The sequence below is a fragment of the Streptococcus sp. 45 genome, assembly GCF_900108865.1.
GTDB lineage: Bacteria > Bacillota > Bacilli > Lactobacillales > Streptococcaceae > Streptococcus > Streptococcus ruminicola.
The window spans coordinates 210611-237071 of the sequence record NZ_FNXZ01000001.1 but is presented as its reverse complement, the minus strand read 5'-3'; the positions used below and the strand labels follow the sequence as shown (position 1 = coordinate 237071).

General features: G+C 38.3%; 24 protein-coding genes and 2 tRNA genes. All 26 read left to right on the top strand.

All coding sequences use genetic code 11. From position 1 onward, the window contains the following. Window positions 1-35: 35 nt before the first annotated feature. On the top strand, window positions 36-1241 hold the full coding sequence (locus BMX18_RS01160) for an efflux RND transporter periplasmic adaptor subunit (protein WP_093814710.1): 1206 nt from the start codon (window positions 36-38) through the stop codon (window positions 1239-1241). A gap of 14 nt (window positions 1242-1255) precedes the next feature. Beyond that, entirely contained in the window at window positions 1256-1966 is a 711-nt protein-coding gene (locus BMX18_RS01155; protein WP_074602221.1) for an ABC transporter ATP-binding protein, read from the top strand. Between the two features lie 12 nt (window positions 1967-1978). After that, window positions 1979-3208, top strand: a complete 1230-nt coding sequence (locus BMX18_RS01150) for an ABC transporter permease (RefSeq protein ID WP_093814708.1) — start codon at window positions 1979-1981, stop codon at window positions 3206-3208. Between the two features lie 86 nt (window positions 3209-3294). Next, a complete protein-coding gene (locus BMX18_RS01145) occupies window positions 3295-3885 on the top strand; it encodes a TVP38/TMEM64 family protein (protein ID WP_074560398.1) in 591 nt (196 codons plus the stop codon). 18 nt (window positions 3886-3903) lie between these two features. After that, complete coding sequence (locus BMX18_RS01140; protein ID WP_093814706.1) at window positions 3904-4656, top strand: class I SAM-dependent methyltransferase; 753 nt, start codon at window positions 3904-3906, stop codon at window positions 4654-4656. Between the two features lie 132 nt (window positions 4657-4788). Continuing rightward, complete coding sequence (gene rpsP / locus BMX18_RS01135; RefSeq protein WP_039696730.1) at window positions 4789-5061, top strand: 30S ribosomal protein S16; 273 nt, start codon at window positions 4789-4791, stop codon at window positions 5059-5061. 17 nt (window positions 5062-5078) lie between these two features. Further along, window positions 5079-5327, top strand: coding sequence for a KH domain-containing protein (locus BMX18_RS01130; protein ID WP_003065320.1), 249 nt, complete (start codon window positions 5079-5081; stop codon window positions 5325-5327). A 263-nt stretch (window positions 5328-5590) separates the two neighbouring features. Beyond that, a tRNA-Gln gene (locus BMX18_RS01125) sits at window positions 5591-5662 on the top strand. 24 nt (window positions 5663-5686) lie between these two features. Continuing rightward, a tRNA-Glu gene (locus BMX18_RS01120) sits at window positions 5687-5758 on the top strand. An 85-nt stretch (window positions 5759-5843) separates the two neighbouring features. Continuing rightward, window positions 5844-6362 (top strand): ribosome maturation factor RimM, encoded by a 519-nt coding sequence (gene rimM, locus BMX18_RS01115; RefSeq protein WP_039696731.1) that lies wholly within the window; start codon window positions 5844-5846, stop codon window positions 6360-6362. Further along, complete coding sequence (gene trmD, locus BMX18_RS01110; protein WP_074561099.1) at window positions 6352-7080, top strand: tRNA (guanosine(37)-N1)-methyltransferase TrmD; 729 nt, start codon at window positions 6352-6354, stop codon at window positions 7078-7080. The genes rimM and trmD overlap by 11 nt, the downstream gene beginning before the upstream one ends. Window positions 7081-7140: 60 nt before the next feature. Beyond that, window positions 7141-7653 carry a GrpB family protein gene (locus BMX18_RS01105; protein ID WP_093814704.1) on the top strand — a complete coding sequence of 171 codons (513 nt, stop codon included), beginning with the start codon at window positions 7141-7143 and terminating at the stop codon, window positions 7651-7653. Further along, entirely contained in the window at window positions 7654-8655 is a 1002-nt protein-coding gene (locus tag BMX18_RS01100; RefSeq protein WP_093814702.1) for an NAD(P)/FAD-dependent oxidoreductase, read from the top strand. Between the two features lie 174 nt (window positions 8656-8829). Continuing rightward, window positions 8830-9573 carry a DeoR/GlpR family DNA-binding transcription regulator gene (locus tag BMX18_RS01095; protein ID WP_279347008.1) on the top strand — a complete coding sequence of 248 codons (744 nt, stop codon included), beginning with the start codon at window positions 8830-8832 and terminating at the stop codon, window positions 9571-9573. Next, window positions 9570-10481: a 1-phosphofructokinase gene (pfkB, locus tag BMX18_RS01090; protein ID WP_074602206.1), complete on the top strand. Its 912-nt coding sequence runs from the start codon at window positions 9570-9572 to the stop codon at window positions 10479-10481. The genes BMX18_RS01095 and pfkB overlap by 4 nt, the downstream gene beginning before the upstream one ends. Beyond that, window positions 10478-12406 (top strand): PTS fructose transporter subunit IIABC, encoded by a 1929-nt coding sequence (locus tag BMX18_RS01085; protein ID WP_093814700.1) that lies wholly within the window; start codon window positions 10478-10480, stop codon window positions 12404-12406. Before pfkB ends, BMX18_RS01085 begins: the two co-directional genes overlap by 4 nt. 258 nt (window positions 12407-12664) lie before the next feature. After that, window positions 12665-14899: a 5-methyltetrahydropteroyltriglutamate--homocysteine S-methyltransferase gene (gene metE / locus BMX18_RS01080; protein WP_093814698.1), complete on the top strand. Its 2235-nt coding sequence runs from the start codon at window positions 12665-12667 to the stop codon at window positions 14897-14899. Window positions 14900-14913: 14 nt separating this feature from the next. Continuing rightward, window positions 14914-16770 carry a bifunctional homocysteine S-methyltransferase/methylenetetrahydrofolate reductase gene (locus BMX18_RS01075; protein WP_093814696.1) on the top strand — a complete coding sequence of 619 codons (1857 nt, stop codon included), beginning with the start codon at window positions 14914-14916 and terminating at the stop codon, window positions 16768-16770. 149 nt (window positions 16771-16919) lie between these two features. After that, window positions 16920-18680, top strand: a complete 1761-nt coding sequence (locus BMX18_RS01070) for a 1-deoxy-D-xylulose-5-phosphate synthase (RefSeq protein ID WP_093814694.1) — start codon at window positions 16920-16922, stop codon at window positions 18678-18680. A 132-nt stretch (window positions 18681-18812) separates the two neighbouring features. Then, window positions 18813-19472 (top strand): glucosaminidase domain-containing protein, encoded by a 660-nt coding sequence (locus tag BMX18_RS01065; protein WP_093814693.1) that lies wholly within the window; start codon window positions 18813-18815, stop codon window positions 19470-19472. Between the two features lie 118 nt (window positions 19473-19590). Then, on the top strand, window positions 19591-19971 hold the full coding sequence (locus BMX18_RS01060) for a DUF1149 family protein (protein WP_074560378.1): 381 nt from the start codon (window positions 19591-19593) through the stop codon (window positions 19969-19971). Beyond that, on the top strand, window positions 19971-20819 hold the full coding sequence (locus BMX18_RS01055) for a DegV family protein (RefSeq protein ID WP_074560376.1): 849 nt from the start codon (window positions 19971-19973) through the stop codon (window positions 20817-20819). The genes BMX18_RS01060 and BMX18_RS01055 overlap by 1 nt, the downstream gene beginning before the upstream one ends. A gap of 24 nt (window positions 20820-20843) precedes the next feature. Next, on the top strand, window positions 20844-21611 hold the full coding sequence (gene dapB, locus BMX18_RS01050) for a 4-hydroxy-tetrahydrodipicolinate reductase (RefSeq protein WP_074964560.1): 768 nt from the start codon (window positions 20844-20846) through the stop codon (window positions 21609-21611). Then, window positions 21608-22813 (top strand): CCA tRNA nucleotidyltransferase, encoded by a 1206-nt coding sequence (locus BMX18_RS01045; protein WP_093814691.1) that lies wholly within the window; start codon window positions 21608-21610, stop codon window positions 22811-22813. The genes dapB and BMX18_RS01045 overlap by 4 nt, the downstream gene beginning before the upstream one ends. After that, window positions 22810-24678: an ABC-F family ATP-binding cassette domain-containing protein gene (locus tag BMX18_RS01040; protein WP_093814689.1), complete on the top strand. Its 1869-nt coding sequence runs from the start codon at window positions 22810-22812 to the stop codon at window positions 24676-24678. The genes BMX18_RS01045 and BMX18_RS01040 overlap by 4 nt, the downstream gene beginning before the upstream one ends. 41 nt (window positions 24679-24719) lie before the next feature. Further along, window positions 24720-26459 (top strand): ABC transporter ATP-binding protein, encoded by a 1740-nt coding sequence (locus tag BMX18_RS01035; RefSeq protein WP_093814687.1) that lies wholly within the window; start codon window positions 24720-24722, stop codon window positions 26457-26459. The last annotated feature ends 2 nt before the right edge of the window (window positions 26460-26461 follow it).

The following is a 26461-nucleotide window of genomic DNA, read 5'->3' as shown; positions in this document are numbered from 1 at the left end:
GATACAACTATACAAGAAAGAATATGAGGATTATTATGTCTAGAAGAAGTAAATCAAGTATGTCAAAAAAAACTAAGGTGATGATTGGTGCAGCGGCAGCGTTCTTTGTTCTTGCAGGTGGAGGCTTAATGCTTGTGCAACAATCAAAAGCAAAAGCTGCGAACGCTGAAGCTTCTTATAAAGCTGTAAAAGTAACAGAAGGAACGGTTTCATCAACAACACTCTTAACGGGACAAGTAAAGGCTCTTCAAGAGCAGTATGTTTATTTTGATAGCAGTAAAGGCAGCTCAGCTAAGGCAACTGTTGCTGTAGGAGATCAAATTACAACTGGTCAACAATTGGTTCAATATGACTCAACCACAGCTCAAGCTGCGTATGATACAGCTGTTCGTGGTCTTAATAAAGTTGGACGCCAGATTGACCATTTGAAAAAATACGGTAATCTTCCAACAACATCAACAACGACTGATGACGAAACTGGTGAAGAAAAGACAGTTACGCAGCAACCAACTGCTCAACAAACAGAAGATTACAATCAACAATTACAAGACTTGAATGATGCTTACGCAGATGCACAAGCAGAAGTGAATAAAGCGCAACAAGCTTTAAATGAAACAATCATTACTAGCGATGTGTCTGGTACAGTTGTTGAAGTAAATAACGACATTGATCCAGCATCTAAAAATAGTCAAACTCTTGTCCATGTTGCTACTGAAGGTCAACTTCAAGTTAAAGGGACATTGACAGAGTATGATTTAGCAAATATTAAAACAGGTCAAAATGTTAAAATCAAATCAAAAGTATATCCTGATAAAGAGTGGACAGGTACGATTTCATATATTTCAAATTATCCAAATCAAACAGCCTCTTCTGAATCAAATGGCTCATCAAACAGTGCAGCTTCATATGATTACAAGATTGATTTGACTGGAGACACAGCAAATCTTCAACAAGGCTTTACAGTTTCTGTGGAAGTTGTCAACGAAAATAAAAACAAATTAGTTCCTGTTGATGCTCTTGTATCTGAAGGTGACAAGAAATTTGTTTGGGTTTACGATAAAGCGACTAAGAAAATCAGCAAAGTTGAAGTAGCCGTTGGTAATGCAGATGCTTCTCAACAAGAAATTTTAAGTGGTTTGGAAGTCGGACAAACAGTTATTTCAAACCCTGAAAAATCAATGAAGAATGGTGAGAAAGTAGATAAAGTCACTACTGAAGATGCCGCTACAACAGAAAAATAAGAGGTGAGTAAGTAGTGAAAGATGAGAAAAAAGCATTAATTCAGCTAAGTAATATCGTAAAATCCTATCGTAATGGTGACCAAGAGCTTAATGTCCTCAAAGGAATTGATTTGACAGTCCATGAAGGTGAATTCGTAGCAATTATGGGTCCATCTGGTTCTGGTAAATCAACTCTAATGAACATCATTGGTTTGTTAGACAAACCAACCACAGGTGATTATAGTTTAAATGGAACACAAGTAGAAGAACTCAAAGAAAAGCAATTAGCCAAAGTTAGAAATCAAGAAATCGGATTTGTTTTTCAACAATTTTTCCTTCTTTCAAAATTGTCTGCTTTGCAAAATGTTGAGCTTCCGCTTGTTTACGCCGGGGTAAATTCGTCAAAACGACGTCAATTAGCCAAACAATTTTTGGAAAAAGTTGAGCTCAGCGAACGCATGAAACATCTGCCATCAGAGTTATCAGGTGGTCAAAAACAACGTGTGGCTATTGCGCGTGCCTTGGTGAATAATCCATCAATCATCCTTGCTGATGAGCCAACCGGTGCACTTGATACCAAAACAAGTGACCAAATCATGCAATTATTGACTGAGCTTAATCGTGAAGGAAAAACAATTGTTATGGTTACGCATGAACCTGAAATTGCTGATTTTGCTACACGAAAAATTGTTATTCGCGATGGTGAGATTACACGAGACACGACAGAAAGTGTCAGAATTGATTAGGGGAGGATTATAATGGAAAATTGGAAATTCGCCCTAAGTTCAATTATGGGGCACAAGATGCGTTCGTTTCTGACGACTTTAGGGGTTATTATTGGTGTAGCTTCAGTTGTGGTTATCATGGCTTTGGGGCAAGGAATGACTAATCAAGTTACTAATATGTTCGCTTCAGACAGCCAAGATGTTCAGCTCTATTACACAACTAAAAAGACTGACGATATTGATGTTTTTGATGATGAAGATCCTAGAGATGCTGATAAAGGACCAGCCATTAAAGAAGAATGGTTGCAAAAAATTACCAGTGAGCTGCCAGATGTTGAAAATTATTATTTAACCAATGGTACAACGTCAACAGTTGAGGGCAATCAGAAAAAGTCAAAAAATGTTAACATAACAGGAGTTAACAGAACCTACTTTACGGTTAAAAAATACAAAGTTCTTGCAGGGCGAAGCTTTGAAACTGGCGATTACAGTCGATTCTCCCGCATTGTCATGCTGGATACCAAGCTTGCGGTTAAATTATTTGGTAGCAATGAAAATGCCTTAAACCAACATGTGTCAATTGGTTCAAAAAATTATTTAGTTGTTGGTGTTTATAAAGATCCAAATGCTGGATCTCAGCAATATGGTATGCAATCTGGCGGTAATGCTGTCATGACCAATACTCAATTAGCTGCAGAGTTTAATGTGGATGAAGTTCAAGCGGCATTTGTCCATGTTGAAGACGTCAAACAAACTACAAAAGTCGGAAAAGAAGCGGCTCGTCTCTTGACGCAATTGTCAGGGGTGAGAACTGGTCGCTTTACAATCTTTGACATGTCACAAGTTATTTCTCAAGTCAGCTCTGCTTATAGCATGATGACAGCAGTTATCGGTGCTATCGCAGGTATTTCTCTTCTAGTTGGTGGTATTGGGGTTATGAATATCATGTTGGTATCTGTTACCGAGCGTACACGAGAAATTGGTTTACGAAAAGCCCTTGGAGCAACCCGTCAAAAGATTTTGACACAATTTTTGATTGAATCAATGCTTTTGACAATTATTGGTGGATTAATTGGTCTTGCTCTAGCTTCTGGTTTAACGCACCTTATTGGGAATAGTATTCCAAATGTAAAACCATCAATCTCATTAAACATTGCTTTAGGAAGTCTTATCTTCTCAGCAATAATTGGTGTTGTTTTTGGACTTTTGCCGGCTAATAAAGCAAGTAAACTAGACCCAATTGAAGCTCTTCGCTATGAATAGTGAGAAAGTTATAAGAATTCTTGTTTAATAGGAGTAACCCTTGTATAATGGTTTTAAAGTAACAAATAAAAATAAAGGGTGATATGATGTATGGTGCTTTAAAAAAACTGGTTAAATTTCTAGGAATTTTTTCAATTGTTTTAACGGTTCTGTTTTTAGTTTATCTGTTTAAGAATTTGGATATTTTAAATGATCCTGATGCCTTAACAAGAGCTCTAAAAGGTCATCTTATTCTCGGAAGTTTCGCCTTTCTTCTTCTACAAATCATTCAAGTTGTAATTCCAATTATTCCTGGGGGAGTGACCACAGTTGTAGGGTTTATGGCTTTTGGACCTATTCTAGGCTTTATCTTAAATTATGTTGGAATAGTCATTGGAAGTATCATTCTATTCTTGTTAACGCGTCGCTATGGCAAACCATTCATCATGCTCTTTATTGATGAGCAAACTTATGCAAAATATGAGCAAAAGTTGGCTTCATCAACCTATGAAACAGTTTTTGCGCTGAATATGGCTTCACCAATCTCGCCAGCTGATATTTTGGTTATGATTACAGGTTTATCTAAGATGTCTTTTAAACGATTCCTTTATATTATTTTACTTTGCAAGCCGATTTCAATCGTTGCTTTTAGTTACTTCTGGATTTACGGTGGGCAATTTATCAGAAGTTTGCTTTGATTTTGTTATAATAGATATATGACTATTGCAATTACAACGAGTTTAAGGGAAAATGATGATTTATTAAAAAGAGCAAGAATAATCGGAGAGAAGCTTTCTTTGCCTGTCATCAAACGGCAAAAGCAATCAGTAACAAAGCTTTTAAAGGGAAGAGAAGGAGTGCTTCTGGTTTATGAAACTAAGCTTTGCTTGGTTAACCAAGATGGAAGTGAGCTTGTATTTCATCCAGATACTGCAATGTTACGTATTAAGAGTTCGCATGATGCTTTAGTTGATTTGTTGGGAAAAGAACCTTTGCAAATTCTTGATAGCACGATGGGCTTAGCAAGTGATAGCATTGTCATGGCTTATGCGGGCCACACTGTCACAGCGGTGGAAAGCCATCCAATCATTCATTTTATTGTATCAGAGGGGTTACAGCATTATCAGTCTGATTCAGAAGCTTTAAATAAAGCTATGCGCTCGATTCACACGGTTTGTGCGGAGAATTTAGCTTATTTAAAAAAATTGCCAGATAATTCTTTTGATGTGATTTATTGTGATCCAATGTTTTCGGAAAGAATCACAGAATCTAAAAATTTAGATGGACTACGTCAATATGCTAACGACACGGCTTTTTCAGAAGAATTTTTGAGAGAAGGAAAGCGCGTGGCAAGAAAGAAAATTATCATTAAAGCTCATTTTAGGGACAGGGTTTTTGAAACCTACGGTTTTAAGCAATTTGTGCGATCAAACCAAAAATTTCATTACGGTGTGATTGAGCTTAATTGATCAATTGAAAAAATTTTAAAAGGTGTCAAGTTTTTTTCTTGACACCTTATCTTTTTATGATATAATAAATTAAGTGAGTTAGTAGCAGAGCTATTAACCTAAACAAAAAAATAGAAAAGAGACTTTGTACTAATGGCAGTAAAAATCCGTTTAACTCGTATGGGTTCTAAGAAAAAACCTTTCTACCGTATCAACGTAGCTGATTCACGTGCTCCACGTGACGGTCGTTTCATCGAAACAGTTGGTACTTACAACCCACTTATCGAAGAAAACCAAGTAACACTTAAAGAAGAACGTGTTCTTGAATGGTTGTCTAAAGGTGCTCAACCTTCAGATACAGTTCGTAACATCCTTTCACGTGAAGGCGTTATGAAAAAATTCCACGATTCAAAATTCTCAAAATAATAGAGTAAACTAAGCCTATGGATACCATTGAAAATCTTATTATCGCTATTGTGAAACCTTTGATTTCACAACCAGATAATCTTACCATTAAAATTGAAGATACACCTGAGTTTTTAGAATATCATCTTGATTTGGATGCACAGGACATCGGTCGTGTTATCGGTAAAAAAGGTCGTACCATTACAGCGATAAGATCGATTGTCTATTCGGTACCAACTCAAGGTAAAAAAGTAAGACTCGTTATTGACGAAAAAGGAGAAGAGTAGCAATTAGCTGCCCTTTTTCTTTTTGTTTTTAGAGTTTAGTTTTGACTATTTTTCGGGTAAAAGGTATTTTTTTGAAAAAAAGTTAAAAAATTGAAAAAAGGGGTTTTCAAATAGTAGTCTTTATGATAGAATATTTCTTGTGCTGATTTAGGAGATGTAAATCGGCAAGGAACTTTTCAAAGTCTTGAAAAAAAGATTTAAAAAAGTTTCAAAAAACTATTGACAAGCAAGTGAAATTGCGATAGAATAATTTATGTTGTTTATGGGGTATAGCCAAGCGGTAAGGCAAGGGACTTTGACTCCCTCATGCGTTGGTTCGAATCCAGCTACCCCAGTAAACCTCAAAGGTTTTTTAATATGGTCCGTTGGTCAAGGGGTTAAGACACCGCCTTTTCACGGCGGTAACACGGGTTCGAATCCCGTACGGACTATCTTGACCAGTTGCAGCGTGGCAGCTGGTTTTTTCTTTGCCATTTTTATGGTAAAATGATAAAGACTAAGTTATGTGGAGTTGAAATGAATTACTATAATGTTGGAAAAATCGTCAATACACAAGGTCTTCAAGGTGAGATGCGTGTGTTGTCAGTAACTGATTTTGCTGAAGAACGTTTTAAAAAGGGTTCAAAATTAGCTGTTTTTGATGATAAAGATAATTTCTTGATTGATGTTGAGATTGCTAGTCATCGTAAACAAAAGAATTTTGATATTATCAAGTTTAAAGGCATGTATCATATCAATGATATTGAAAAATACAAAGGTTGCACTTTGAAAGTGGCTGAAGAAAACTTGTCAGAGCTTGAAGACGGTGAATTTTACTATCATGAAATTATCGGGCTTGATGTTTATGAAAACGACGTTTTAGTCGGACAAGTCAAAGAAATTCTTCAACCTGGCGCAAATGATGTTTGGGTGGTTAAACGTAAAGGTAAACGTGACTTGCTATTACCATACATTCCACCAGTCGTTTTAAATGTCGATGTTGCTGCCAATCGTGTAGATGTGGATATTTTGGAAGGACTTGATGATGAAGATTGATATCTTAACGCTCTTTCCTGAAATGTTTGCGCCTTTAGAATACTCTATTGTCGGGAAAGCTAAGGAAAAAGGACTGCTTGACATTAACTATCATAATTTCCGTGATAATGCTGAAAAAGCTCGTCACGTGGATGATGAACCTTATGGTGGTGGACAAGGAATGCTGCTTCGTGCACAGCCTATTTTTGACACGATTGATAAAATTGATGCGAAAAAACCTCGTGTTATCCTTTTGGATCCAGCGGGTCGTACTTTTGATCAAAGTTATGCTGAGGAATTGGCGCAAGAAGAAGAGTTGATTTTTATCTGTGGTCACTATGAAGGTTATGATGAACGAATCAAGACTTTAGTAACGGATGAAATTTCACTTGGAGATTTTGTCTTAACAGGTGGTGAATTGGCAGCGATGACTATTGTGGATGCAACAGTTCGCTTGATTCCAAATGTGCTTGGAAAAGAAGCCAGTCACCAAGATGATTCGTTCTCATCTGGTTTGCTTGAGTTTCCGCAATACACTCGTCCTTATGACTTCCGTGGCATGAAAGTTCCTGATGTCTTGATGAGTGGTCACCACGAAAATATTCGCAAATGGCGAATTGAACAAAGTCTTCGCAAGACTTTAGAGCGTCGACCAGATTTGTTGGAAGGTTATGCTTTTACAAAAGAAGAAGAGGCTATTTTCCGCAAGATTCTCAAGGAGAAAGACGCGCAAGAATAGAATATGTGATATAATAGAGGACATGCAGGCTGTATGTCTCTTTATTTTTAGGGAGGTTTTATGCGAACGAAGGAAGTTCTTGTTCTTTCTTATCAGGAAAGTTGGAAGGATGATTTTGAGAAGATTGCCAAAGAGCTTAAAGCTGCTCTAGGCGACTTAATTCTTAGAATAGAACATGTGGGAAGTACTTCTGTTCAAGGGCTTTCGGCAAAGCCAATTATTGACATTGATTTGGTGATTGCTTTAGACACGGATTTGTCTGAGGTAATTCATAAATTAGCAGTGATTGGTTATGTTCATGAGGGAAATTTAGGGATTGAAGGTAGAGAAGCTTTTACTTACTCAGGCAAAGAGCATCTTCAAGTTCATCACCTTTATGTTTGCCCTGAAAATTCGCCTGAACTGAAGCGTCATCTTGCTTTTCGTGATTATTTGCGTAGTCATCCTGAGGCTGTTTTGGCTTATGGCGAGGTAAAAGAAGAAGCAGCAAAGCTATTTCCTAAAGATATTGATAAATACATTGTCTATAAATCGTCTATTATTGAAGAAATATACAAGGAGTTGGAAATATAAATGTCAGAAAATCGTGAAATCTATGATATTACCATCATTGGTGGTGGACCTGTTGGTTTGTTTGCAGCCTTTTACGCTGGTTTGCGTGGCGTTTCGGTGAAAATCATTGAAAGTTTATCCGAACTTGGTGGACAACCTGCAGTTCTTTATCCAGAAAAAATGATTTATGACGTTGCTGGTTTTCCTGGAATTACAGCAGCTGATTTGACTGAAAATCTGATCAAGCAACTAGATCGTTTCAAAGATAGCACAGCTATTTGCCTTAAAGAAGAAGTCAAAACATTTGAAAAAGATGGTGATATTTTCATTATCGAAACAAATAAAGGTCAACATTTTTCACGTGCCATCGTGATTGCGTGTGGTAATGGTGCTTTTGCCCCTCGTACACTTGGTTTGGAAGGTGAAGAAGCTTACGCTGACAACAACCTTTTCTACAATGTTCACAAACTTGACCAATTTGCTGGTAAAGATGTGGTCATTTGTGGTGGTGGTGACTCAGCGGTTGACTGGGCAAATCACTTAGATGGCTTGGCTAAAAGTGTAACTATTGTGCACCGTCGTGATGCTTTTCGTGCTCATGAACACAGTGTAGAAGTTTTGAAAGAGTCAAACGTGAACATTTTGACACCTTATGTGCCATTTGAACTTTCTGGTGATGGTCAATTTGTTAAGAGCTTAACAGTTCAAAAAGTGAAATCTGATGAAACGATTGAATTGCCACTCGATGCTTTGATTGTAAGCTTTGGCTTCTCAACATCGAATAAAAACCTTAAAAATTGGAACGTGGATTACAAACGTTCAAGTATTGCGGTGTCACCATTGTTTGAAACAAGTCAAGCAGGTGTTTACGCAATTGGTGATGCGGCTGACTATGAAGGTAAGGTTGATTTGATTGCGACTGGTTTTGGTGAAGCACCAACAGCGATTAATCAAGCGATTAAGTATATCTTCCCTGACCGTGATAACCGTGTTGTTCACTCAACATCATTAATCAATGAATAAAAAAGAAAGCCTTGTAAGAACGATTCTTGCAAGGCTTTTTGAAATTCTCAGGAAGATTTTCAGAAAATTGACGACCTAAAGGAAAAATGATAGAATTTGATAGAAAGTGCTTGACATTGACCGGGAATATAGTATAATTCTAACTGTAAACGATTTCAAAAGGAGGTGGCGAGGATTCTAAAGTCTAAACGAAAGCAGTTAATCATGGAAAAACTTTCGCATGATAAGTTTGTTCGGCTAGATGATTTAGTGAGCCTGCTAGATACCTCTGAATCCACTGTTCGCAGGGATTTAGATGAGCTTGAAAGTGAGCGAAAACTTCACCGAGTACACGGTGGAGCAGAACTTCCTCACTCTCTCCAAGAGGAATTTACCAATCAACAAAAATCTATCAAAAACATTCAAGAAAAAATGCTGGTGGCTAGAAAAGCAGCATCCTTGATTTCAAATGATGATGTTATTTTTGTAGATGCAGGGACAACCAATGAATTGTTGTTAGGGTATTTGAACCAAGACAATTTAACTGTTGTAACCAACTCGATTCACCATGCGGCTAAGTTGGTTGATAAAAACATTCAGACCATTATTATTGGTGGTCATGTAAAAAAATCAACAGATGCCAGCATTGGAGCTGTGGCTTATGAGCAAATTAAGCAGTTGAACTTTGACAAGGCATTTTTAGGTATCAACGGCATTGATGAGGAATTTTTAACAACGCCTGATATGGAAGAAGCTGTTATCAAAAGAACTGTGATTGAAAATGCTAGAAAGTCATACATCGTTACAGATTCATCAAAAATCGGTCGGGTATCCTTTGCCAAGGTCGATAAGATTGAGAATGCTACAATTATTACCAATCAATCTAGCGGAGCACTGATGAAAAAAATAAAAGAAAATACGAGGGTAATTGAAGTATGATTTACACAGTAACGCTGAATCCATCAATCGATTTTATCGTACGTTTGGATCATTTAGAACTTGGTAGCGTTAACCGCATGACTAGCGATGACAAATTTGCTGGTGGTAAAGGTATCAATGTTAGTCGTATCTTGCAACGTTTGGATGTCGATAATACTGCAACTGGTTTTATCGGTGGATTTACTGGACGTTTTGTTGAAGATGGCTTGACTGCAGAAGGTATCAAAACAAACTTTGTTCAAGTTTCTGAAGATACACGTATCAATGTTAAAATCAAAGCTGGTGAAGAAACAGAAATCAATGGTGCTGGTCCAAAAATTTCAGATGAAAAACTTGAAGAACTAAAAGCTATTCTTGCTGGACTTTCAAGTGAAGATACTGTTGTTTTTGCAGGTTCAGCTCCAAGTAGCCTTGGTAACCAAGTTTACAACACATTGATTCCAATTGCTAAAAATGCTGGTGCAGAAGTAGTTTGTGACTTTGAAGGTCAAACTCTTTTAGATTCATTAAACTACCAACCACTTTTAGTAAAACCAAATAATCACGAATTAGCAGATATCTTTGGTGTAGAATTGAACGGTCTTGAAGACATCGAAAAATACGCCCGCGAAATTCTTGCAAAAGGTGCTAAAAACGTTATTATTTCAATGGCTGGTGATGGTGCTTTACTAGTAACACCAGAAGCAGCTTACTTTGCAAAACCAATCAAAGGCACTGTTAAAAATTCTGTTGGTGCTGGAGATTCAATGGTTGCCGGATTTACTGGTGAATACGTGAAATCAGGTGACCCAATCGAAGCGCTTAAATGGGGTGTTGCCTGCGGTACAGCAACGACATTCTCAGATGATTTAGCAACAGCTGAATTCATTAAAGAAACATATCAAAAAGTAGAGGTAGAAAAACTATGAAAATTCAAGACTTGCTCAGAAAAGATGTCATGATTCTTGATTTGAAAGCAACTTCAAAAGAAGCTGTTATCGATGAAATGATTACAAGCCTTGTTGAACACGGAGTTGTCACTGACTTTGATACTTTTAAACAAGGTATCATGAACCGTGAAGCTCAAACATCAACTGGTTTAGGTGATGGTATCGCTATGCCACACAGCAAAAACGCTGCTGTAAAAGAAGCAACAGTCCTTTTTGCTAAATCTACTGCTGGTGTTGACTATGAAGCCTTGGATGGACAACCAACATACCTATTCTTCATGATCGCTGCACCAGACGGAGCAAACGATACTCACTTGGCTGCTCTTGCTGAATTGTCAAAATACCTTTTGAAAGATGGTTTTGCTGATAAATTGCGTCACGTCTCAACAGCTGATGAAGTCATCGCAACTTTTGACTCCGCAGAAGAAGATAATAAAGCAAAAGAAGAAGTTAAAGCAGCCCCAGTATCAGATGACAAACCACTTATTGTTGCTGTGACAGCATGTACAACTGGTATTGCTCACACTTACATGGCAGAAGAAGCTCTTATCAAACAAGGTGATGAAATGGGTGTCACTGTTCGTGTTGAAACAAATGGTGCCTCAGGTGTCGGTAACCGTTTGACAGCTGATGAAATCGCTCGTGCTAAAGGTGTTATTGTTGCTGCTGATAAAGCAGTAGAAATGGCACGTTTTGATGGTAAACCATTGGTATCTCGTCCAGTTGCTGACGGTATTAAGAAAACAGAAGAATTGATTAATATCATTCTTGATGGTAAAGCTGATACTTACAAGGCTGCAGCGGGTTCTTCTACTGAAGAAAAAGAATCAAGTGAAAAACTTAGCCTTGGTGCTGCTTTCTACAAACACTTGATGAGTGGTGTATCTCAAATGTTACCATTCGTTATCGGTGGTGGTATCATGATTGCCCTTGCATTCTTGATTGATAACATCATGGGAGTGCCAAAAGATCAATTGTCTAACTTGGGTACATATCACCAAGCAGCTGCTTACTTCAAAACAATTGGTAACGCAGCATTTGGATTCATGCTTCCAATCTTGGCAGGTTACATTGCTTACTCAATCGCTGAAAAACCTGGTCTTGTTGCTGGTTTCGTAGCTGGTGCGATTGCGTCAAGCGGTGCTGCTTGGGGTAACCTTGAAGGAACTCCTTCAGGATTCCTTGGTGCTCTTGTTGGTGGTTTCCTTGCTGGATGGTTAGTTAACCTTGTTAAAAAAGCATGTGCTGGTTTGCCACGTTCACTTGAAGGTATCAAATCAATCTTGCTTTACCCACTACTTGGTGTCTTCTTGACAGGTTTTGCAATGTTGTTCGTCAACATTCCAATGGCTGCTATTAACACTGGTTTGAACAACTTCCTTGGAGGTCTTCAAGGTGCATCAGCAGTTCTTCTTGGAGCTATCCTTGGTGGTATGATGGCTATCGATATGGGTGGACCATTTAACAAAGCAGCTTATGTCTTTGGTACAGGTACTCTTGCTGCATCAGTAGCAACAGGTGGTTCAGTTGCTATGGCATCAGTTATGGCTGGTGGTATGGTTCCACCACTTGCAGTATTTGTTGCAACTCTTCTTTTCAAAAACAAATTCACTGAAGAAGAACGTAACTCAGGTTTGACAAACATCATCATGGGGCTTTCATTTATCACAGAAGGAGCTATCCCATTTGGTGCTGCTGACCCTGCTCGTGCAATTCCAAGCTTCATGGTTGGTTCTGCTGTGGCTGGTGGTCTTGTCGGAGCATTCGGTATTAAATTGATGGCTCCACACGGTGGTATCTTTGTTATCGCATTGACAAGTGCTCCAATTCTTTACCTTGTCTTTGTTATCATTGGTGCAATCGTTGCAGGTCTTCTCTTCGGAGCCCTTAAAAAAGCAAAATAATTAAAAGTCATTACAATACAAAATTTTATTAATCTAACAAATGAAAAGGATTCCTTCGGGAATTCTTTTTTTGTGTGAAAGTTTTCGTTATAGTTTTAAACTATAACAGATTCTAATTGCATAGTTAAAAACTATAGCAAAGCATAAAAAGATAGAATGGCTAGAATCATTGAAAAATAAGGGTTTATCGTTTAAAATCTTAACTATAAAATTTTTGAATTGTATAGTTTTAAACTAATACGGTTATAGGAGGTAACTATGGTTAAGGTTTCGAATTTGGGATATCCGCGTTTGGGTGAAAATCGTGAGTGGAAAAAATTGATTGAGTCTTATTGGGCGGGTAATATTTCACAAGATGAATTGCAAGCAGAAGCGAAAGCATTACGCTTGTTATTTTTGAAAAAACAAGCTGATGCAGGTCTTGACTTAATTCCTGTTGGTGATTTTTCACTTTACGATCATATTTTGGATTTGTCTGTGCAATTTGGTGTGATTCCAAATCGTTTTGCCAAGGAAGAGATTAATCTTGATTTGTTCTTTGCGATTGCGCGTGGTAACAAGGATAATGTTGCTTCATCAATGAAAAAATGGTTCAACACCAACTATCACTACATTGTTCCAGAATGGTCAAAAGTTAAACCGCATTTGACAAATACACGCTTGCTTGATTTGTACCTTGAAGCTAAAAAAGTTGTTGGTGATAAGGCAAAACCAGTGATTACAGGTCCAATCACTTATGTTGCTTTGTCATCTGAGGTTAGCGATTTTACTTCAGCAGTGAAAAAACTCTTGCCACTTTACAAACAAGTCTTTACAGAATTGGTTGAAGCTGGTGCAACATACATTCAAGTTGATGAACCGATTTTTGTAACGGATGAAGGGGCAGATCTTCTTGAAGCAGCAAAATGCGTTTATGCTTATTTTGCCAAAGAAGTGCCACAAGCTAAGATCATTTTCCAAACATATTTCGAAGCTTTGATTGATGCTAAAGAGTTATCAGAACTTCCGGTTGCCGCATTTGGTCTTGATTTTGTTCATGGTCTTGATGAAAATCTTGAAGCGGTTGAAGCTGGTTATTTTGAAAATAAAGAAGTGTTTGCTGGGGTTGTTGATGGACGTAACATCTGGGCAACTGATTTTGAAAAAACATCAGAATTGTTGAAAAAACTTCAAGCTAAAGTTGGAAACCTTGTGATTCAACCATCTTGTTCACTTCTTCATGTGCCTGTAACTACTAAAAATGAAACGGATCTTGATCCTGTTCTTAAAAATGGTCTTGCTTTTGCAGATGAAAAATTGCAAGAACTTAAACTCTTGAGTCAATACTTGCATGGTCAAGAATCTGAAGCTTACAAGCAACATGTGGCTGATTTTGATGCTTTGCAAGCAGCTGATTTCCGAAATGTGAGTCTTGAAAGTTTGGAAAATGTGCCGACTGAGCGTGTGGATTATAAAGTTCGCCGCAAGGTGCAACAAGAAAAACTTGGTTTGCCAACACTTCCGACAACGACAATTGGGTCATTCCCTCAATCACCAGAAGTTCGTCGTACTCGTCTTGCTTGGAAACGTGGTAATATCTCTGATGCTGAATACGAAGATTTCATCAAATCAGAAATTGCTCGTTGGATTAAAATTCAAGAAGACTTGGATATTGATGTATTAGTACACGGTGAATTTGAACGTGTGGACATGGTTGAATTCTTCGGTCAAAAATTAGCTGGTTTTACCACAACTAAACTTGGTTGGGTGCAATCATACGGTTCTCGTGCAGTTAAACCACCAATTATTTACGGTGATGTGAAACACATTCAACCCTTGTCAGTAAAAGAAGTGGTTTATGCACAAAGTTTGACTGACCGCCCTGTGAAAGGAATGTTAACTGGACCTATTACCATCACAAACTGGTCATTTGAGCGTTCAGATATTTCACGAGCAGACCTTTTCAATCAAATTGGACTTGCTATCAAAGACGAAATCAAGTTGCTTGAAGATGCAGGTATTGCTATTATCCAAGTGGATGAAGCTGCGCTTCGTGAAGGTTTGCCACTTCGTAAAGCTAAACAAAAAGCTTATCTCGATGACGCTGTGCATGCCTTCCGCGTTGCAACATCATCTGTCAAAGATGATACTCAAATTCACACTCACATGTGCTATTCTAAGTTCAATGAAATCATCGATTCTATCCGTGACTTGGATGCTGATGTTATTTCTATCGAAACAAGTCGTAGCCACGGCGATGTCATTGAATCATTTGAAACAGCAGTTTACCCACTTGGAATTGGTCTAGGGGTTTACGATATTCACTCACCACGTGTGCCAAGTAAAGAAGAAGTTATTGCAAATATTGAACGTCCACTTCGTCAATTATCATTAGAACAATTCTGGGTTAACCCAGATTGTGGTCTGAAAACACGCCGTGAACCAGAAACCATTGCAGCTCTTAAAGTGTTGGTAGAAGCAACTAAGGAAGTTCGTGCAAAATACGGAAAATAAGGAAGGCTTAAGCTATGTCAGGATTATTAGAACGTTTAAAAACAGATATTTTAGTCGCTGACGGTGCTATGGGAACTCTTCTTTATGCCAATGGTCTTGATAATTGCTACGAGGCTTATAATTTGACGCATCCTGAAAAAGTATTAGCCATTCACAAGGCTTATATTGAAGCAGGAGCTGATGTCATTCAGACCAATACCTACGCGGCCAAAAGGCATCGACTAGAAGGGTATGGTTATGGCAATAAAGTTAAGGAAATCAATCAAGCTGGTGTCAAAATTGCAAGGCAAGCAGCTGGCGAGGATACCTTTGTTTTGGGAACAGTCGGTGCTCTTCGTGGTCTCAAACAATGTGAATTGACGCTTGATGAGATTATCAAGGAAACTTTAGAACAAGTTGGCTATTTGCTTGAAACAAAGGGAATTGATGGTCTTTTATTTGAAACTTACTATGATGAAGAAGAAATTGTAGAGGTTCTGAAAGCTGTTAGACCTTTAACGGATTTGCCGATTATTACCAATATTTCCATTCATGAAGCGGGAATAACCGAAAATGGTCGTCCATTGGTTGAAATCTTTGGGAAACTAGTGATGCTTGGGGCAGATATTGTAGGACTCAATTGCCATTTGGGACCTTATCACATGATTCAATCGCTCAAGCAAGTGCCACTGTTTGCTCAGTCGTATTTGTCTGTTTATCCTAATGCTAGTTTGTTATCGTTTGTTGATGACAATGGCAGTGGGCAATATGGTTTTAGTCAAAATGCCGATTATTTTGGGAAAAGTGCTGAGCTGCTTGTGGCTGAAGGAGCACGTCTGATTGGAGGGTGTTGTGGTACAACGCCTGACCATATCAGAGCAGTTAAGCGTGCGATAAAAGGCTTGAAACCAGTCTCTCGCAAATTTGTCACACCGATGGTCGAAGAAGCAGAGCTGATTAAAGCTGTTAAACAGTCAGAAACGATCGTCGACAAAGTGAAGCGAAAAGTGACCATTATTGCGGAGCTTGATCCTCCAAAAACACTTGATATTAGAAAGTTTACAGAAGGGGTAAAAGCTTTGGACGAGGCTGGGGTATCTGCGATTACGCTGGCAGATAATTCGCTAGCTAAGACACGTATCTGTAATGTTAGTATTGCCTCGCTTTTGAAAAATGAGATTTCAACACCGTTTTTACTGCACTTATCTTGTCGCGACCACAATATGATTGGGCTTCAATCACGTCTTTTGGGGATGGACGTATTGGGCTTTCATCAGGTACTAGCGATTACAGGAGATCCATCTAAAATAGGAGATTTTCCGGGAGCAACCAGCGTCTATGATGCCACGAGCTTCAAGTTATTGGAGCTGATTAAGCAACTTAACAAGGGAATAGGTTACAGTGGTGCAAGCATTAAAAAAGAAACAACCTTTACAGCAGCAGCGGCTTTCAATCCAAATGTCAAAAATTTATCACGTTGCGGTCGATTGATTGAAAGAAAAATTGCTGCTGGAGCAGATTGTTTTATTACACAGCCTATTTTTAATAGTGAGATTATTGAAAATTTAGCAGAGCTAACACGAGATTATGAAACGCCATTTTTTGTTGGTATTATGCCAATTACAAGCTATAACAATGCTATTTTCCTTCACAATGAAGTACCCGGCATTCAGCTATCAGATGACTTTCTAGCAAAACTAGAGGCCGTCAAAGATGACAAGGAAAAATGCCAACAATTGGCTTTAGAAGAAAGTAAACAATTAATTGATCATGCCTTAAAATTCTTTAACGGTATTTACCTCATTACACCATTTATGCGATATGATTTAACTGTTGACTTGGTTGAATATATCCATCAAAAAGTTGAACAAAGTCACCAAATAATACCTTAATCAAGAGAGATAGAGATTATCTCTCTTTTTTTCTCCTAAAAAATCATTTTTTTGCTTGACTTGGAGTTAACTCCAAGGTGTATGATAGGGATACTTGAAAAAGCTGAGAAGCTTTTAAAAATGATTGTTAAATAAAAAAGGAGAAATATATGGTACTTGAAACAATTTCATCACCACAAGATTTAAAAGAATTGTCTCGTGAGGACTTGCAATGTGTGGTCGATGAAGCTCGTCAAGCTTTGCTTGAAAAAACTAGTCAGCATGGCGGACACAACGGACCTAACTTTGGTATGGTGGAAATGACAGTTGCTATGCACTACGTCTTTAATTCACCGGTTGATAAATTTATCTTCGACGTTTCTCACCAATCATACGTTCATAAAATGTTGACTGGGCGTGCGCAAGCCTTTCTTGACCCAGCTCACTATGATGACGTGTCTGGTTATACAAATCCCAAAGAAAGTGAACATGATTTGTTTACTATTGGGCATACTTCAACCTCTTTGTCACTGGCTTCAGGTGTGGCAAAAGCGCGTGATTTGAAAAATGAGTTTTATAACGTTGTTGCTGTTATTGGGGATGGGTCACTTTCAGGTGGTATGGCTTATGAAGGCTTGAATCAAATCACAACAGAAGGGACAAATACGATTGTCATTGTTAACGATAACGACCAATCAATCGCTGAAAATCCTACTGGCGGTATTTACACAGCTCTTCGTGACTTGCGTGAAAATAATGGCAAAGCTGCTAACAATTTCTTTGAAGCACTTGGTTTTGATTACCATTATCGTGATGCTGGAAATGATTTGGCTCAATTAATTGCTCTTTTTGAAGAAGTTAAAGATGCTAATCACCCAGTTTTGCTACACATTCATACGCAAAAAGGTCACGGCGTGTCATTTATGGAAGAAAATCGCGAAGCCTTCCATGCTGGCGGACCTTACAACCCAGAAACTGGAGAATACCTTCGTCACACAAGTTCAGGTGAAACTTACAACAGCATTACGACACAATTTGTTTTAGACAAGATTGAAAAAGACCCAACGGTTGTTGCTGTTAATGCGGGAACACCAATGTTTATGTTGAATCAAGAGCAACGTCAAAAAGCTGGCAAACAATTTGTTGATGTGGGGATTGCCGAAGAAGAAGCAGCGACTATGGCAGCTGGTCTTGCTAAAAATGGTGCAAAACCAATTTGGTACGTAGCGGCACCATTTATGCAACGTACTTATGACCAATGGTCACACGACATTGCGCTTAATAACCTTCCGGTGACAACCTTAGTTTATTCAGCGTCAGTTAGTGCCATGAATGATGAAAGTCACCTTGGTTTCTTCGATATTCCATTCTTGGCTCACATTCCAAATGTGGTTTACTTGGCGCCAACAAGTAAAGAAGAACATCTGGCTATGCTTGACTGGGCTGTTGAGCAAAATGAACATCCAGTTGCTATTCGCATTCCAGTTGGTCCACTTCGCGAGACTGGAGTAGCTGATACAACAGACTATTCAATTCTTAACAAGAACCAAGTCACTCAAAAAGGTAGCAAGGTTGCTATCTTTGGTCTTGGGAATTTCTATGATTTAGCTGAAGAAGTGGCTAAAGAGTTGGCTGACAAACACGGAATCACAGCAACCCTTGTTAATCCAAAATTCATCACAGGATTGGATGAAGAATTGCTTGATAGCTTGGAATCTGAACATCAAGTTGTGGTGACTTTGGAAGATGGTGTGCTTGAAGGTGGCTATGGTCAAATGATAGCAAGTTACCTTGGAAATACAGATCTTAAAGTTCAAAATTATGGTGTTGAGAAGGCCTTTCATGACCGTTACAATGCTAAAGAATTATTGGCAGAAAACGGTGTGACGGTTGATAATATTGTTAACACTATTTTAGCGAATCTTGCTTGATTTAAATAGAAAAAAGGAGTCTTAGAGAGTTTTATCTAAGGCTCTTTTTAAGAATTTGTGTCAATAACGGCTGAGGGTCTCTTTTTTATCAAAAATTTGTTATACTGAAAGGTGACTTTTTGAAAGGACTGAATGTATTTGGCAAAGGTAAGAAAAAGGAAGAAAAGAAGAAAGGTTAGTGGGAAAAGACGTCGAAAGAATGTTCCTCGTTCTGTCTTATATGGCATGATTTTTTTAGCCTTTTTGGCTTCTTTGACTTTGATTTTCTTTGCTTATCATTCGCAAGAAGCAGCAAACCCAGCCTCCGCAGACACTAGCCAGTCATCCCAAGACACGACGACCATATCTTTCATTCAAACGATTGGTGAATCAGCTCGTCAAATTGCTGCGCAAAATGACCTTTACGCATCAGTCATGATTGCGCAAGCTATTTTAGAGTCGAACAGTGGTCAGTCAAAACTGAGTCAAGCACCTAATTATAATTTCTTTGGCATTAAAGGTGATTATAAGGGGCAATCGGTGACGATGCAGACTTGGGAGGATGATGGTAACGGGAATTCCTATACCATTGATGCTCAATTTCGTTCCTATGGTAGTCTTGCGGAATCTCTGCAGGATTATGCTCAGTTTCTTCAAAAAGATTTGTATGCTGGCGTGCATAAATCAAGAACCGCTTCATATCAAGATGCAACCGCAGCACTGACGGGGACTTATGCCACAGATACGTCTTACGGTAGCAAATTAAATCAGCTCATTTCAGAATACGATTTGACCATCTATGATAGTTGGTAAGCGGACTTTTTGAGTTAAAAAAAGAATTGTCAGTATTGCTTTAAAGTTCAAAGAAAAGCGTGCAAAATAGAGTTGAAATATGCTATAATGAAAAGTGATATACAAAGAGGAGATAAGTATGGAAGTAGTACGTGAAAAAGAATTTGTCAACCAATACCATTATGACGCAAGAAATCTCGAATGGGAAAAAGAAAATGGTACACCGAAGACTAATTTTGAAGTCACATTTCAATTAGTGAAAAAAGACACAGACAATAATCAAACAACAATCGTTTCAGTTTTACAATTTATGGTCGTGAAACAAGAGTTTGTCATTAGCGGTGTTGTTTCACAAATGGTTCACATTCAAAATCGTATTGTCAATGAACCAAGTGAATTCACTAAGGACGAAGTTGAATATTTGGCAGCGCCTTTACTTGATATTGTGCAACGCCTAACATACGAAGTAACCGAAATTGCCCTCGATCGTCCAGGGGTTAAATTGGAGTTTAGAAGTTAATGAAATTAGCAGTTATAACAGATACAACCGCAGTTTTGTCAGATGACCTTAAGGCAAAAGAAAATCTTTTTGTCTTAGATATCCCAATCATGATTGGTGGTATTTCTTACGTTGAAGGTAAAGACTTGAGCCTTGATGATTTTTACAGAAAAATGGCTATGTCACCAACTTTACCTAAAACAAGCCAACCAAGTCTAGCTAAATTAGATGAAATTTTGACACAACTTTCATCAGAAGGCTACACACACGTTGTGGGATTGTTCTTGTCATCAGGCATTTCAGGATTTTGGCAGAATATCCAATTCTTAATTGAAGATTATCCTGAATTAACGATTGCATTTCCAGATAGTAAAATCACTTCAGCACCATTGGGTAGCATGGTTAAAAACACACTTAATTGGGCTGAAAATGGTCTTTCATTTGATGATATTTTGGCTAAATTGCAAAAGCAAATCGATGGAACAAGTGCCTTTATCATGGTTGATGATTTAAATCACTTGGTAAAAGGTGGACGTTTGTCAAATGGTTCAGCTTTGATTGGTAACTTGCTTAGCATCAAACCAATTCTTTACTTTAATGACGAAGGTGTTATTGAAGTTTATGAAAAAGTGCGAACTGAGAAAAAAGCTATCAAACGTCTAGTTGATGTTTTGTCTGATGTGACTGAAAATGGAGAATACGAAGTCTTCATTATTCATTCTCGCGCAGAAGAAAAAGCTCAACATTTCTATCAAGCTTTGGCTGAAAGAGGTCAAACGAAGAATCTTGAAATCGTATCATTTGATGGCGTAATTGCTACTCATTTAGGGGAAGGTGCCGTTGCATTTGGTTTCACACCAATTGTCTAAGTGCTAGAGAGGAAAAGAAAAAACATGAGTATTAAAGTTATCGTAGCAGGATTTAAAGGGAGAATGGGTTCAGCAGCAGTAAATATGGTTAAGGGAGATGACGAATTGACCTTAGCAGCTTTGCTTGATCCATTTGCGACAGAAACAGAAGTTGATGGTGTTCCAGTCTTTACTGACAAATCACAGTTAGTTGGTTTTGATGCTGATGTGTGGGTTGATTTTACCATGCCAGCTGTTGCTTATGAAAATACCCGTTTTGCTTTGGAAAATGGCTTTGCTCCAGTTGTTGGGACAACAGGATTTTCTGAAGACGAAATTGCCGAATTGATTGCTCTTTCTGAAGACAAGAAAATCGGTGGTTTGATTGCCCCTAACTTTGCTATTGGTGCTATTTTACTCATGGAATTTGCTGCTAAAGCAGCTAAATATTTTCCGGACCTTGAAATTATTGAACTACATCATGATAAGAAGAAGGATGCTCCTTCAGGAACAGCTGTGAAAACAGCTGAATTGATTCGCGAAGTGCGTCAAGCTAAGAAACAAGGAGCTCCTGATGAAGTTGAAACACTTAAGGGTGCGCGTGGTGCTGATTTTGATGGCATGCGTATCCACAGTGTTCGCTTACCAGGCTTGGTTGCTCACCAAGAAGTTATTTTTGGAGCACAAGGTGAAGGCTTAACACTTCGTCATGATTCATATGATCGTATTTCATTTATGAGTGGTGTTAATATTGGAATTAAAGCAGTTGTGAAACAAGATAAACTTGTTTATGGTTTGGAAAAATTACTATGAAATTAAACAATCTGCCTTCTGAATTTCAGGAGGCTTTACCAATTTTAAAGAAAATTCGTGAAGCAGGCTACGAGGCATATTTTGTCGGTGGTAGTGTTCGAGACGTTTTATTAAATCGTCCGATTCACGATGTTGATATTGCAACAAGTTCTTACCCAGAAGAAACAAAAAGCATTTTTCACCGTACCGTTGATATTGGGATTGAGCATGGGACTGTGCTTGTTCTTGAAGAAGGTGGCGAGTATGAAATCACTACTTTCCGTACGGAAGATGTTTATGTAGATTATCGTAGACCAAGTAGCGTATCTTTTGTTCGCTCACTTGAAGAGGATTTAAAACGTCGTGACTTTACGGTAAATGCTTTTGCACTTGATGAAACAGGTTTGATTATTGATAAATTTAATGGCTTGGATGACTTGAAAGCCAAGTTGTTGCGTGCGGTTGGGAATCCAGCTGAGCGTTTCAACGAAGATGCTCTTCGCATCATGCGTGGCTTCCGTTTCTCAGCTAGTCTTGATTTTGATATTGAACCTGAAACCTTTGCTGCCATGGCAGCACATGCGCCCTTACTTGAAAAAATTTCGGTAGAGCGCTCTTTTATTGAATTTGACAAATTGTTGATGGCACCTTTCTGGCGTAAAGGGATTAAAGCCATGATTGCAAGCGAAGCTCAAAAATACCTTCCTCATCTTGAGAATGCTCATGATCATTTGCAACAATTCTTGGATGATTTGGCAGACGATTATCACTTTAAAACATCAGAACAAGCTTGGGCAGCTTTGCTATTAGCATTGGATGTCAAAGATGTTCGTGCCTTTTTGCGAGCTTGGAAAACATCAAGTCAATTCCAAAAAGATGTTGAAAAGATTGTGTCAATCTATCGTTTTCGTTTGACAAACGAGCTTGATAAGATGGAAATGTATTGCTATGGTCGTAATCTTATCGAACAAGCAGAAGACCTTCGTTTAGGTTTTGGACTACCAGTTGATTTTGCAACGATTGAGCGATTGGATAAGGAATTAACCATTCATGACAAACATGAGATTGTGGTCAACGGTGGTATGCTGATTAAAGAAATGCAGTTTAAACCAGGACCTGAGCTTGGTCAAATCCTAAAAGCAATCGAACAGCATATCGTCCTTGGTGAGCTTGCCAATGATAAAGAAGCTATTTTTGAATTTATTAGAAAGGAAAGTAAATGAGCGATTTTATCGTAGAACACTTAACGAAATCCGTTGGTGATAAGACAGTATTTCGTGATATTTCCTTTATTATTCATGATTTTGACCGCATTGGGATTATCGGGGTTAACGGAACTGGTAAGACCACCCTTTTAGATGTTATTTCTGGACGTCTTGGTTTTGATGGTGATGTGTCACCATTTTCAGTTAAGAATGGATATAAAATTGCCTATTTAACGCAAGAACCTGAGTTTGATGACAACAAAACGATTTTGGATACAGTTTTGTCATCGGATTTGCGTGAAATGACTTTGATTAAGACTTATGAAACTTTGATGGCTAATTATGATGAAGCCAATCAAGATAAGCTTGAAAAAGTCATGGCAGAAATGGATTCGCTTGACGCTTGGGCTATCGAGAGCGAAGTGAAGACAGTTTTAACAAAATTAGGGCTAGAAGATTTGTCACAAAAAGTTGGTGACTTATCTGGTGGGCTTCGTCGTCGTGTTCAACTTGCGCAAGTTTTGTTGAATGATGCTGACTTACTCTTGCTTGATGAACCAACTAACCACTTGGACATTGATACCATTGCTTGGTTGACGAATTTCTTGAAAACATCTAAGAAGACAGTCCTCTTCATTACCCACGATCGTTATTTCTTGGATAATGTGTCAACACGTATTTTTGAATTGGCTAATAGTCAATTAACAGAATACCAAGGAAACTATCAAGATTATGTGCGTTTGCGTGCAGAGCAAGATGAGCGTGATGCGGCTACGCTTCATAAAAAGAAACAACTTTATAAGCAAGAATTGGCTTGGATGCGTACGCAACCACAAGCGCGCGCGACAAAACAACAAGCGCGTATCAATCGTTTCAATGATTTGAAAGCAGATTTATCTGGAACGACACAATCAACGGAGCTGGAAATCAATTTTGAAACAAGTCGTATCGGGAAAAAAGTAATCAATTTTGAAAATGTGTCTTTTGCTTTTCCTGATAAACAAATTTTGACTGACTTTAACCTTTTGGTGCAAAATAAAGACCGAATTGGTATCGTTGGTGATAATGGTGTCGGAAAATCAACCCTTCTGAATTTGATTAATGGTGATTTGCAACCAACAAGCGGAAAACTTGAAATTGGTGAGACTGTTCGCATTGGTTACTTTTCACAGTTGCCAAAAGATATGGACGAAGACAAACGTGTCATCAATTATTTGCAAGAAGTAGCAGATGAAGTTAAGACAAGTGTCGGAGCAACAAGTGTTACGGATTTGTTAGAGCAATTCCTTTTCCCACGTTCGACTCATGGCACATTGATTTCAAAATTATCTGGTGGTGAGAAAAAACGTCTTTACCTATTGAAGATTTTGATTGAAAAACCAAATGTTCTGCTTCTTGACGAACCAACCAATGACCTTGATATCGCAACATTAACAGTTCTTGAAAGCTTCTTACAAACCTTCCAAGGACCTGTTATCACTGTTAGTCACGACCGTTATTTCCTTGATAAAGTGGCTAATAAGATTTTAGCTTTTGAAAATGGTCATGTGCGAGAATTCTTTGGTAATTATACCGATTATCTTGACGAAAAAGCTTTTGAAGAAAATGCTGCCGTTCAAGTTAAGAAAGAAGCACAGCAAAAAACTGAAAAGGAAAAAACGAAGAAAAAACGCATGTCTTACTTTGAAAAACAAGAGTGGGAAGTCATTGAAGATGAGATTGCCAAGCTTGAAGAAGACATCGAATCTATCGAAGCTCAGATGCAAGAAAATGCCAGCGATTATGGCAAACTAGCTGAGCTTCAACGTTCATTGGATGAAGCCAATGAAAACTTACTTGAAAAATACGAAAGATATGAATACCTAAGTGACTTAGCAGAATAAGCAAGGTCACTTCTTTCATATAAACATTAGAAAGGAAGACTATGAAACTCATTTGGACTTATTTGAAAAGATACCCCAAATGGCTAGTGCTCGATGTTATTGGGGCGCTTACCTTTGTAGTGGTTAACTTAGGCTTACCAACGGCTCTTGCTCGAATGATTGACCAAGGGGTCACGGTTGGTAACAAAGATAAAGTTTATTTCTGGGCGCTTGTTATGTTGGTTGTCATCATCTTAGGGATGGTTGGACGAGTGATTCTTGCTTATGCAGCAGGTAAAATCACCACAAACATGATTAAGGATATGCGTAACGACATGTATGATATGTTACAGCAATATTCACATCAAGAATATGAACAAATCGGTGTGTCTTCCTTGGTAACACGGATGACCAGTGATGCTTTTATTTTGATGCAGTTTGCTGAGCAGACGTTACGTATGGGAGTCATTACACCTTTGATGATGATTTCAAGTGTGGTGATGATTTTAGTAACAAGTCCATCACTTGCTTGGATTGTAGCAGTTGCAATTCCATTTTTGGTTCTGGTTGTTTATTATGTGGCAACTCGTACGCGTCCTTTATCAGAAAAGCAACAGTCAACTCTTGATAAAATCAACCAATATGTTCGTGAAAATTTAACTGGTCTACGTGTCATTCGTGCTTTTGCGAGAGAAGATTTTCAAGAAAAACGTTTTGGTAGCAAAAATGATGAATATAAAGACTTATCAAGCCGCTTGTTTATTTTAACTGGTTTGACTGAACCACTTTTTGTTCTAATCATTATCTCAATGATTGTGGCTATTGTTTGGTTCGCCCTTAATCCACTTGCACATGGTGAGTTACAAATCGGTAATTTGGTAGCCTTTATTGAATATAGTTTCCATGCTTTATTCTCATTTCTTTTGTTTGCCAATTTCTTTACCATGTATCCTCGTATGGTGGTTTCAAGTGAACGTATTTCGGAAGTTATGGCGATGCCAATTTCCATCGACCCAAATGAGGATGGTGTGACTGAGACGGCTACAAAAGGTTATCTGGAATTTGATAAGGTAACTTTTGCTTATCCAGGTGAAACGGAAAGCCCAGTCTTAAAAGACATTTCCTTTAAGGCAAAACCTGGTGAAACCATTGCCTTTATCGGGTCTACGGGCTCTGGTAAGTCATCACTGGTTAACTTGATTCCACGTTTTTATGACGTGACGCTTGGTAAGATTTTGGTTGATGGCGTTGATGTTAGGGAGTATCAACTGAAAGCTCTTCGTCAAAAGATTGGCTTTATTCCGCAAAAAGCTCTGCTATTTACTGGAACCATCGAAGAAAACTTGAAGTATGGTAAGTCTGATGCGACAAGTGAAGAATTGCAAGCGGCAGCTGATATCGCGCAAGCAAAAGAATTTATCGAAAGTCGTGATGACCGATATCAAACACATCTAGCTGAAGGCGGAAGCAATTTGTCTGGTGGTCAAAAACAACGTCTCTCAATTGCGCGTGCGGTGGTTAAGAAACCTGATATCTACATTTTTGATGATTCTTTCTCAGCGCTTGATTATAAGACAGATGCTCAGTTGCGTGCTCGCTTGAAAGAAGTGACACAAGAAGCAACCGTTTTGATTGTGGCGCAACGTGTGGGAACAATCATGGATGCCGATCAAATCATTGTGCTTGATAAAGGTGAAATTGTTGGGCGTGGCACACATGATGAATTGATGCAATCAAATGACATCTATCGTGAAATTGCCAACTCACAATTGAACAAAGCAGAAGAAATGAAAGGAGAATAAGA

What these genes read in the sequence shown, in the direction of transcription:
- BMX18_RS01160 (WP_093814710.1), top strand. Translation starts at nt 36, where the DNA reads ATGTCTAGAAGAAGTAAATCAAGTATGTCAAAAAAAACTAAGGTGATG.
- BMX18_RS01150 (WP_093814708.1), top strand. Translation starts at nt 1,979, where the DNA reads ATGGAAAATTGGAAATTCGCCCTAAGTTCAATTATGGGGCACAAGATG.
- BMX18_RS01145 (WP_074560398.1), top strand. Translation starts at nt 3,295, where the DNA reads ATGTATGGTGCTTTAAAAAAACTGGTTAAATTTCTAGGAATTTTTTCA.
- BMX18_RS01140 (WP_093814706.1), top strand. Translation starts at nt 3,904, where the DNA reads ATGACTATTGCAATTACAACGAGTTTAAGGGAAAATGATGATTTATTA.
- rpsP (WP_039696730.1), top strand. Translation starts at nt 4,789, where the DNA reads ATGGCAGTAAAAATCCGTTTAACTCGTATGGGTTCTAAGAAAAAACCT.
- BMX18_RS01130 (WP_003065320.1), top strand. Translation starts at nt 5,079, where the DNA reads ATGGATACCATTGAAAATCTTATTATCGCTATTGTGAAACCTTTGATT.
- rimM (WP_039696731.1), top strand. Translation starts at nt 5,844, where the DNA reads ATGAATTACTATAATGTTGGAAAAATCGTCAATACACAAGGTCTTCAA.
- trmD (WP_074561099.1), top strand. Translation starts at nt 6,352, where the DNA reads ATGAAGATTGATATCTTAACGCTCTTTCCTGAAATGTTTGCGCCTTTA.
- BMX18_RS01105 (WP_093814704.1), top strand. Translation starts at nt 7,141, where the DNA reads ATGCGAACGAAGGAAGTTCTTGTTCTTTCTTATCAGGAAAGTTGGAAG.
- BMX18_RS01100 (WP_093814702.1), top strand. Translation starts at nt 7,654, where the DNA reads ATGTCAGAAAATCGTGAAATCTATGATATTACCATCATTGGTGGTGGA.
- pfkB (WP_074602206.1), top strand. Translation starts at nt 9,570, where the DNA reads ATGATTTACACAGTAACGCTGAATCCATCAATCGATTTTATCGTACGT.
- BMX18_RS01085 (WP_093814700.1), top strand. Translation starts at nt 10,478, where the DNA reads ATGAAAATTCAAGACTTGCTCAGAAAAGATGTCATGATTCTTGATTTG.
- metE (WP_093814698.1), top strand. Translation starts at nt 12,665, where the DNA reads ATGGTTAAGGTTTCGAATTTGGGATATCCGCGTTTGGGTGAAAATCGT.
- BMX18_RS01075 (WP_093814696.1), top strand. Translation starts at nt 14,914, where the DNA reads ATGTCAGGATTATTAGAACGTTTAAAAACAGATATTTTAGTCGCTGAC.
- BMX18_RS01070 (WP_093814694.1), top strand. Translation starts at nt 16,920, where the DNA reads ATGGTACTTGAAACAATTTCATCACCACAAGATTTAAAAGAATTGTCT.
- BMX18_RS01065 (WP_093814693.1), top strand. Translation starts at nt 18,813, where the DNA reads ATGTATTTGGCAAAGGTAAGAAAAAGGAAGAAAAGAAGAAAGGTTAGT.
- BMX18_RS01060 (WP_074560378.1), top strand. Translation starts at nt 19,591, where the DNA reads ATGGAAGTAGTACGTGAAAAAGAATTTGTCAACCAATACCATTATGAC.
- BMX18_RS01055 (WP_074560376.1), top strand. Translation starts at nt 19,971, where the DNA reads ATGAAATTAGCAGTTATAACAGATACAACCGCAGTTTTGTCAGATGAC.
- dapB (WP_074964560.1), top strand. Translation starts at nt 20,844, where the DNA reads ATGAGTATTAAAGTTATCGTAGCAGGATTTAAAGGGAGAATGGGTTCA.
- BMX18_RS01045 (WP_093814691.1), top strand. Translation starts at nt 21,608, where the DNA reads ATGAAATTAAACAATCTGCCTTCTGAATTTCAGGAGGCTTTACCAATT.
- BMX18_RS01040 (WP_093814689.1), top strand. Translation starts at nt 22,810, where the DNA reads ATGAGCGATTTTATCGTAGAACACTTAACGAAATCCGTTGGTGATAAG.
- BMX18_RS01035 (WP_093814687.1), top strand. Translation starts at nt 24,720, where the DNA reads ATGAAACTCATTTGGACTTATTTGAAAAGATACCCCAAATGGCTAGTG.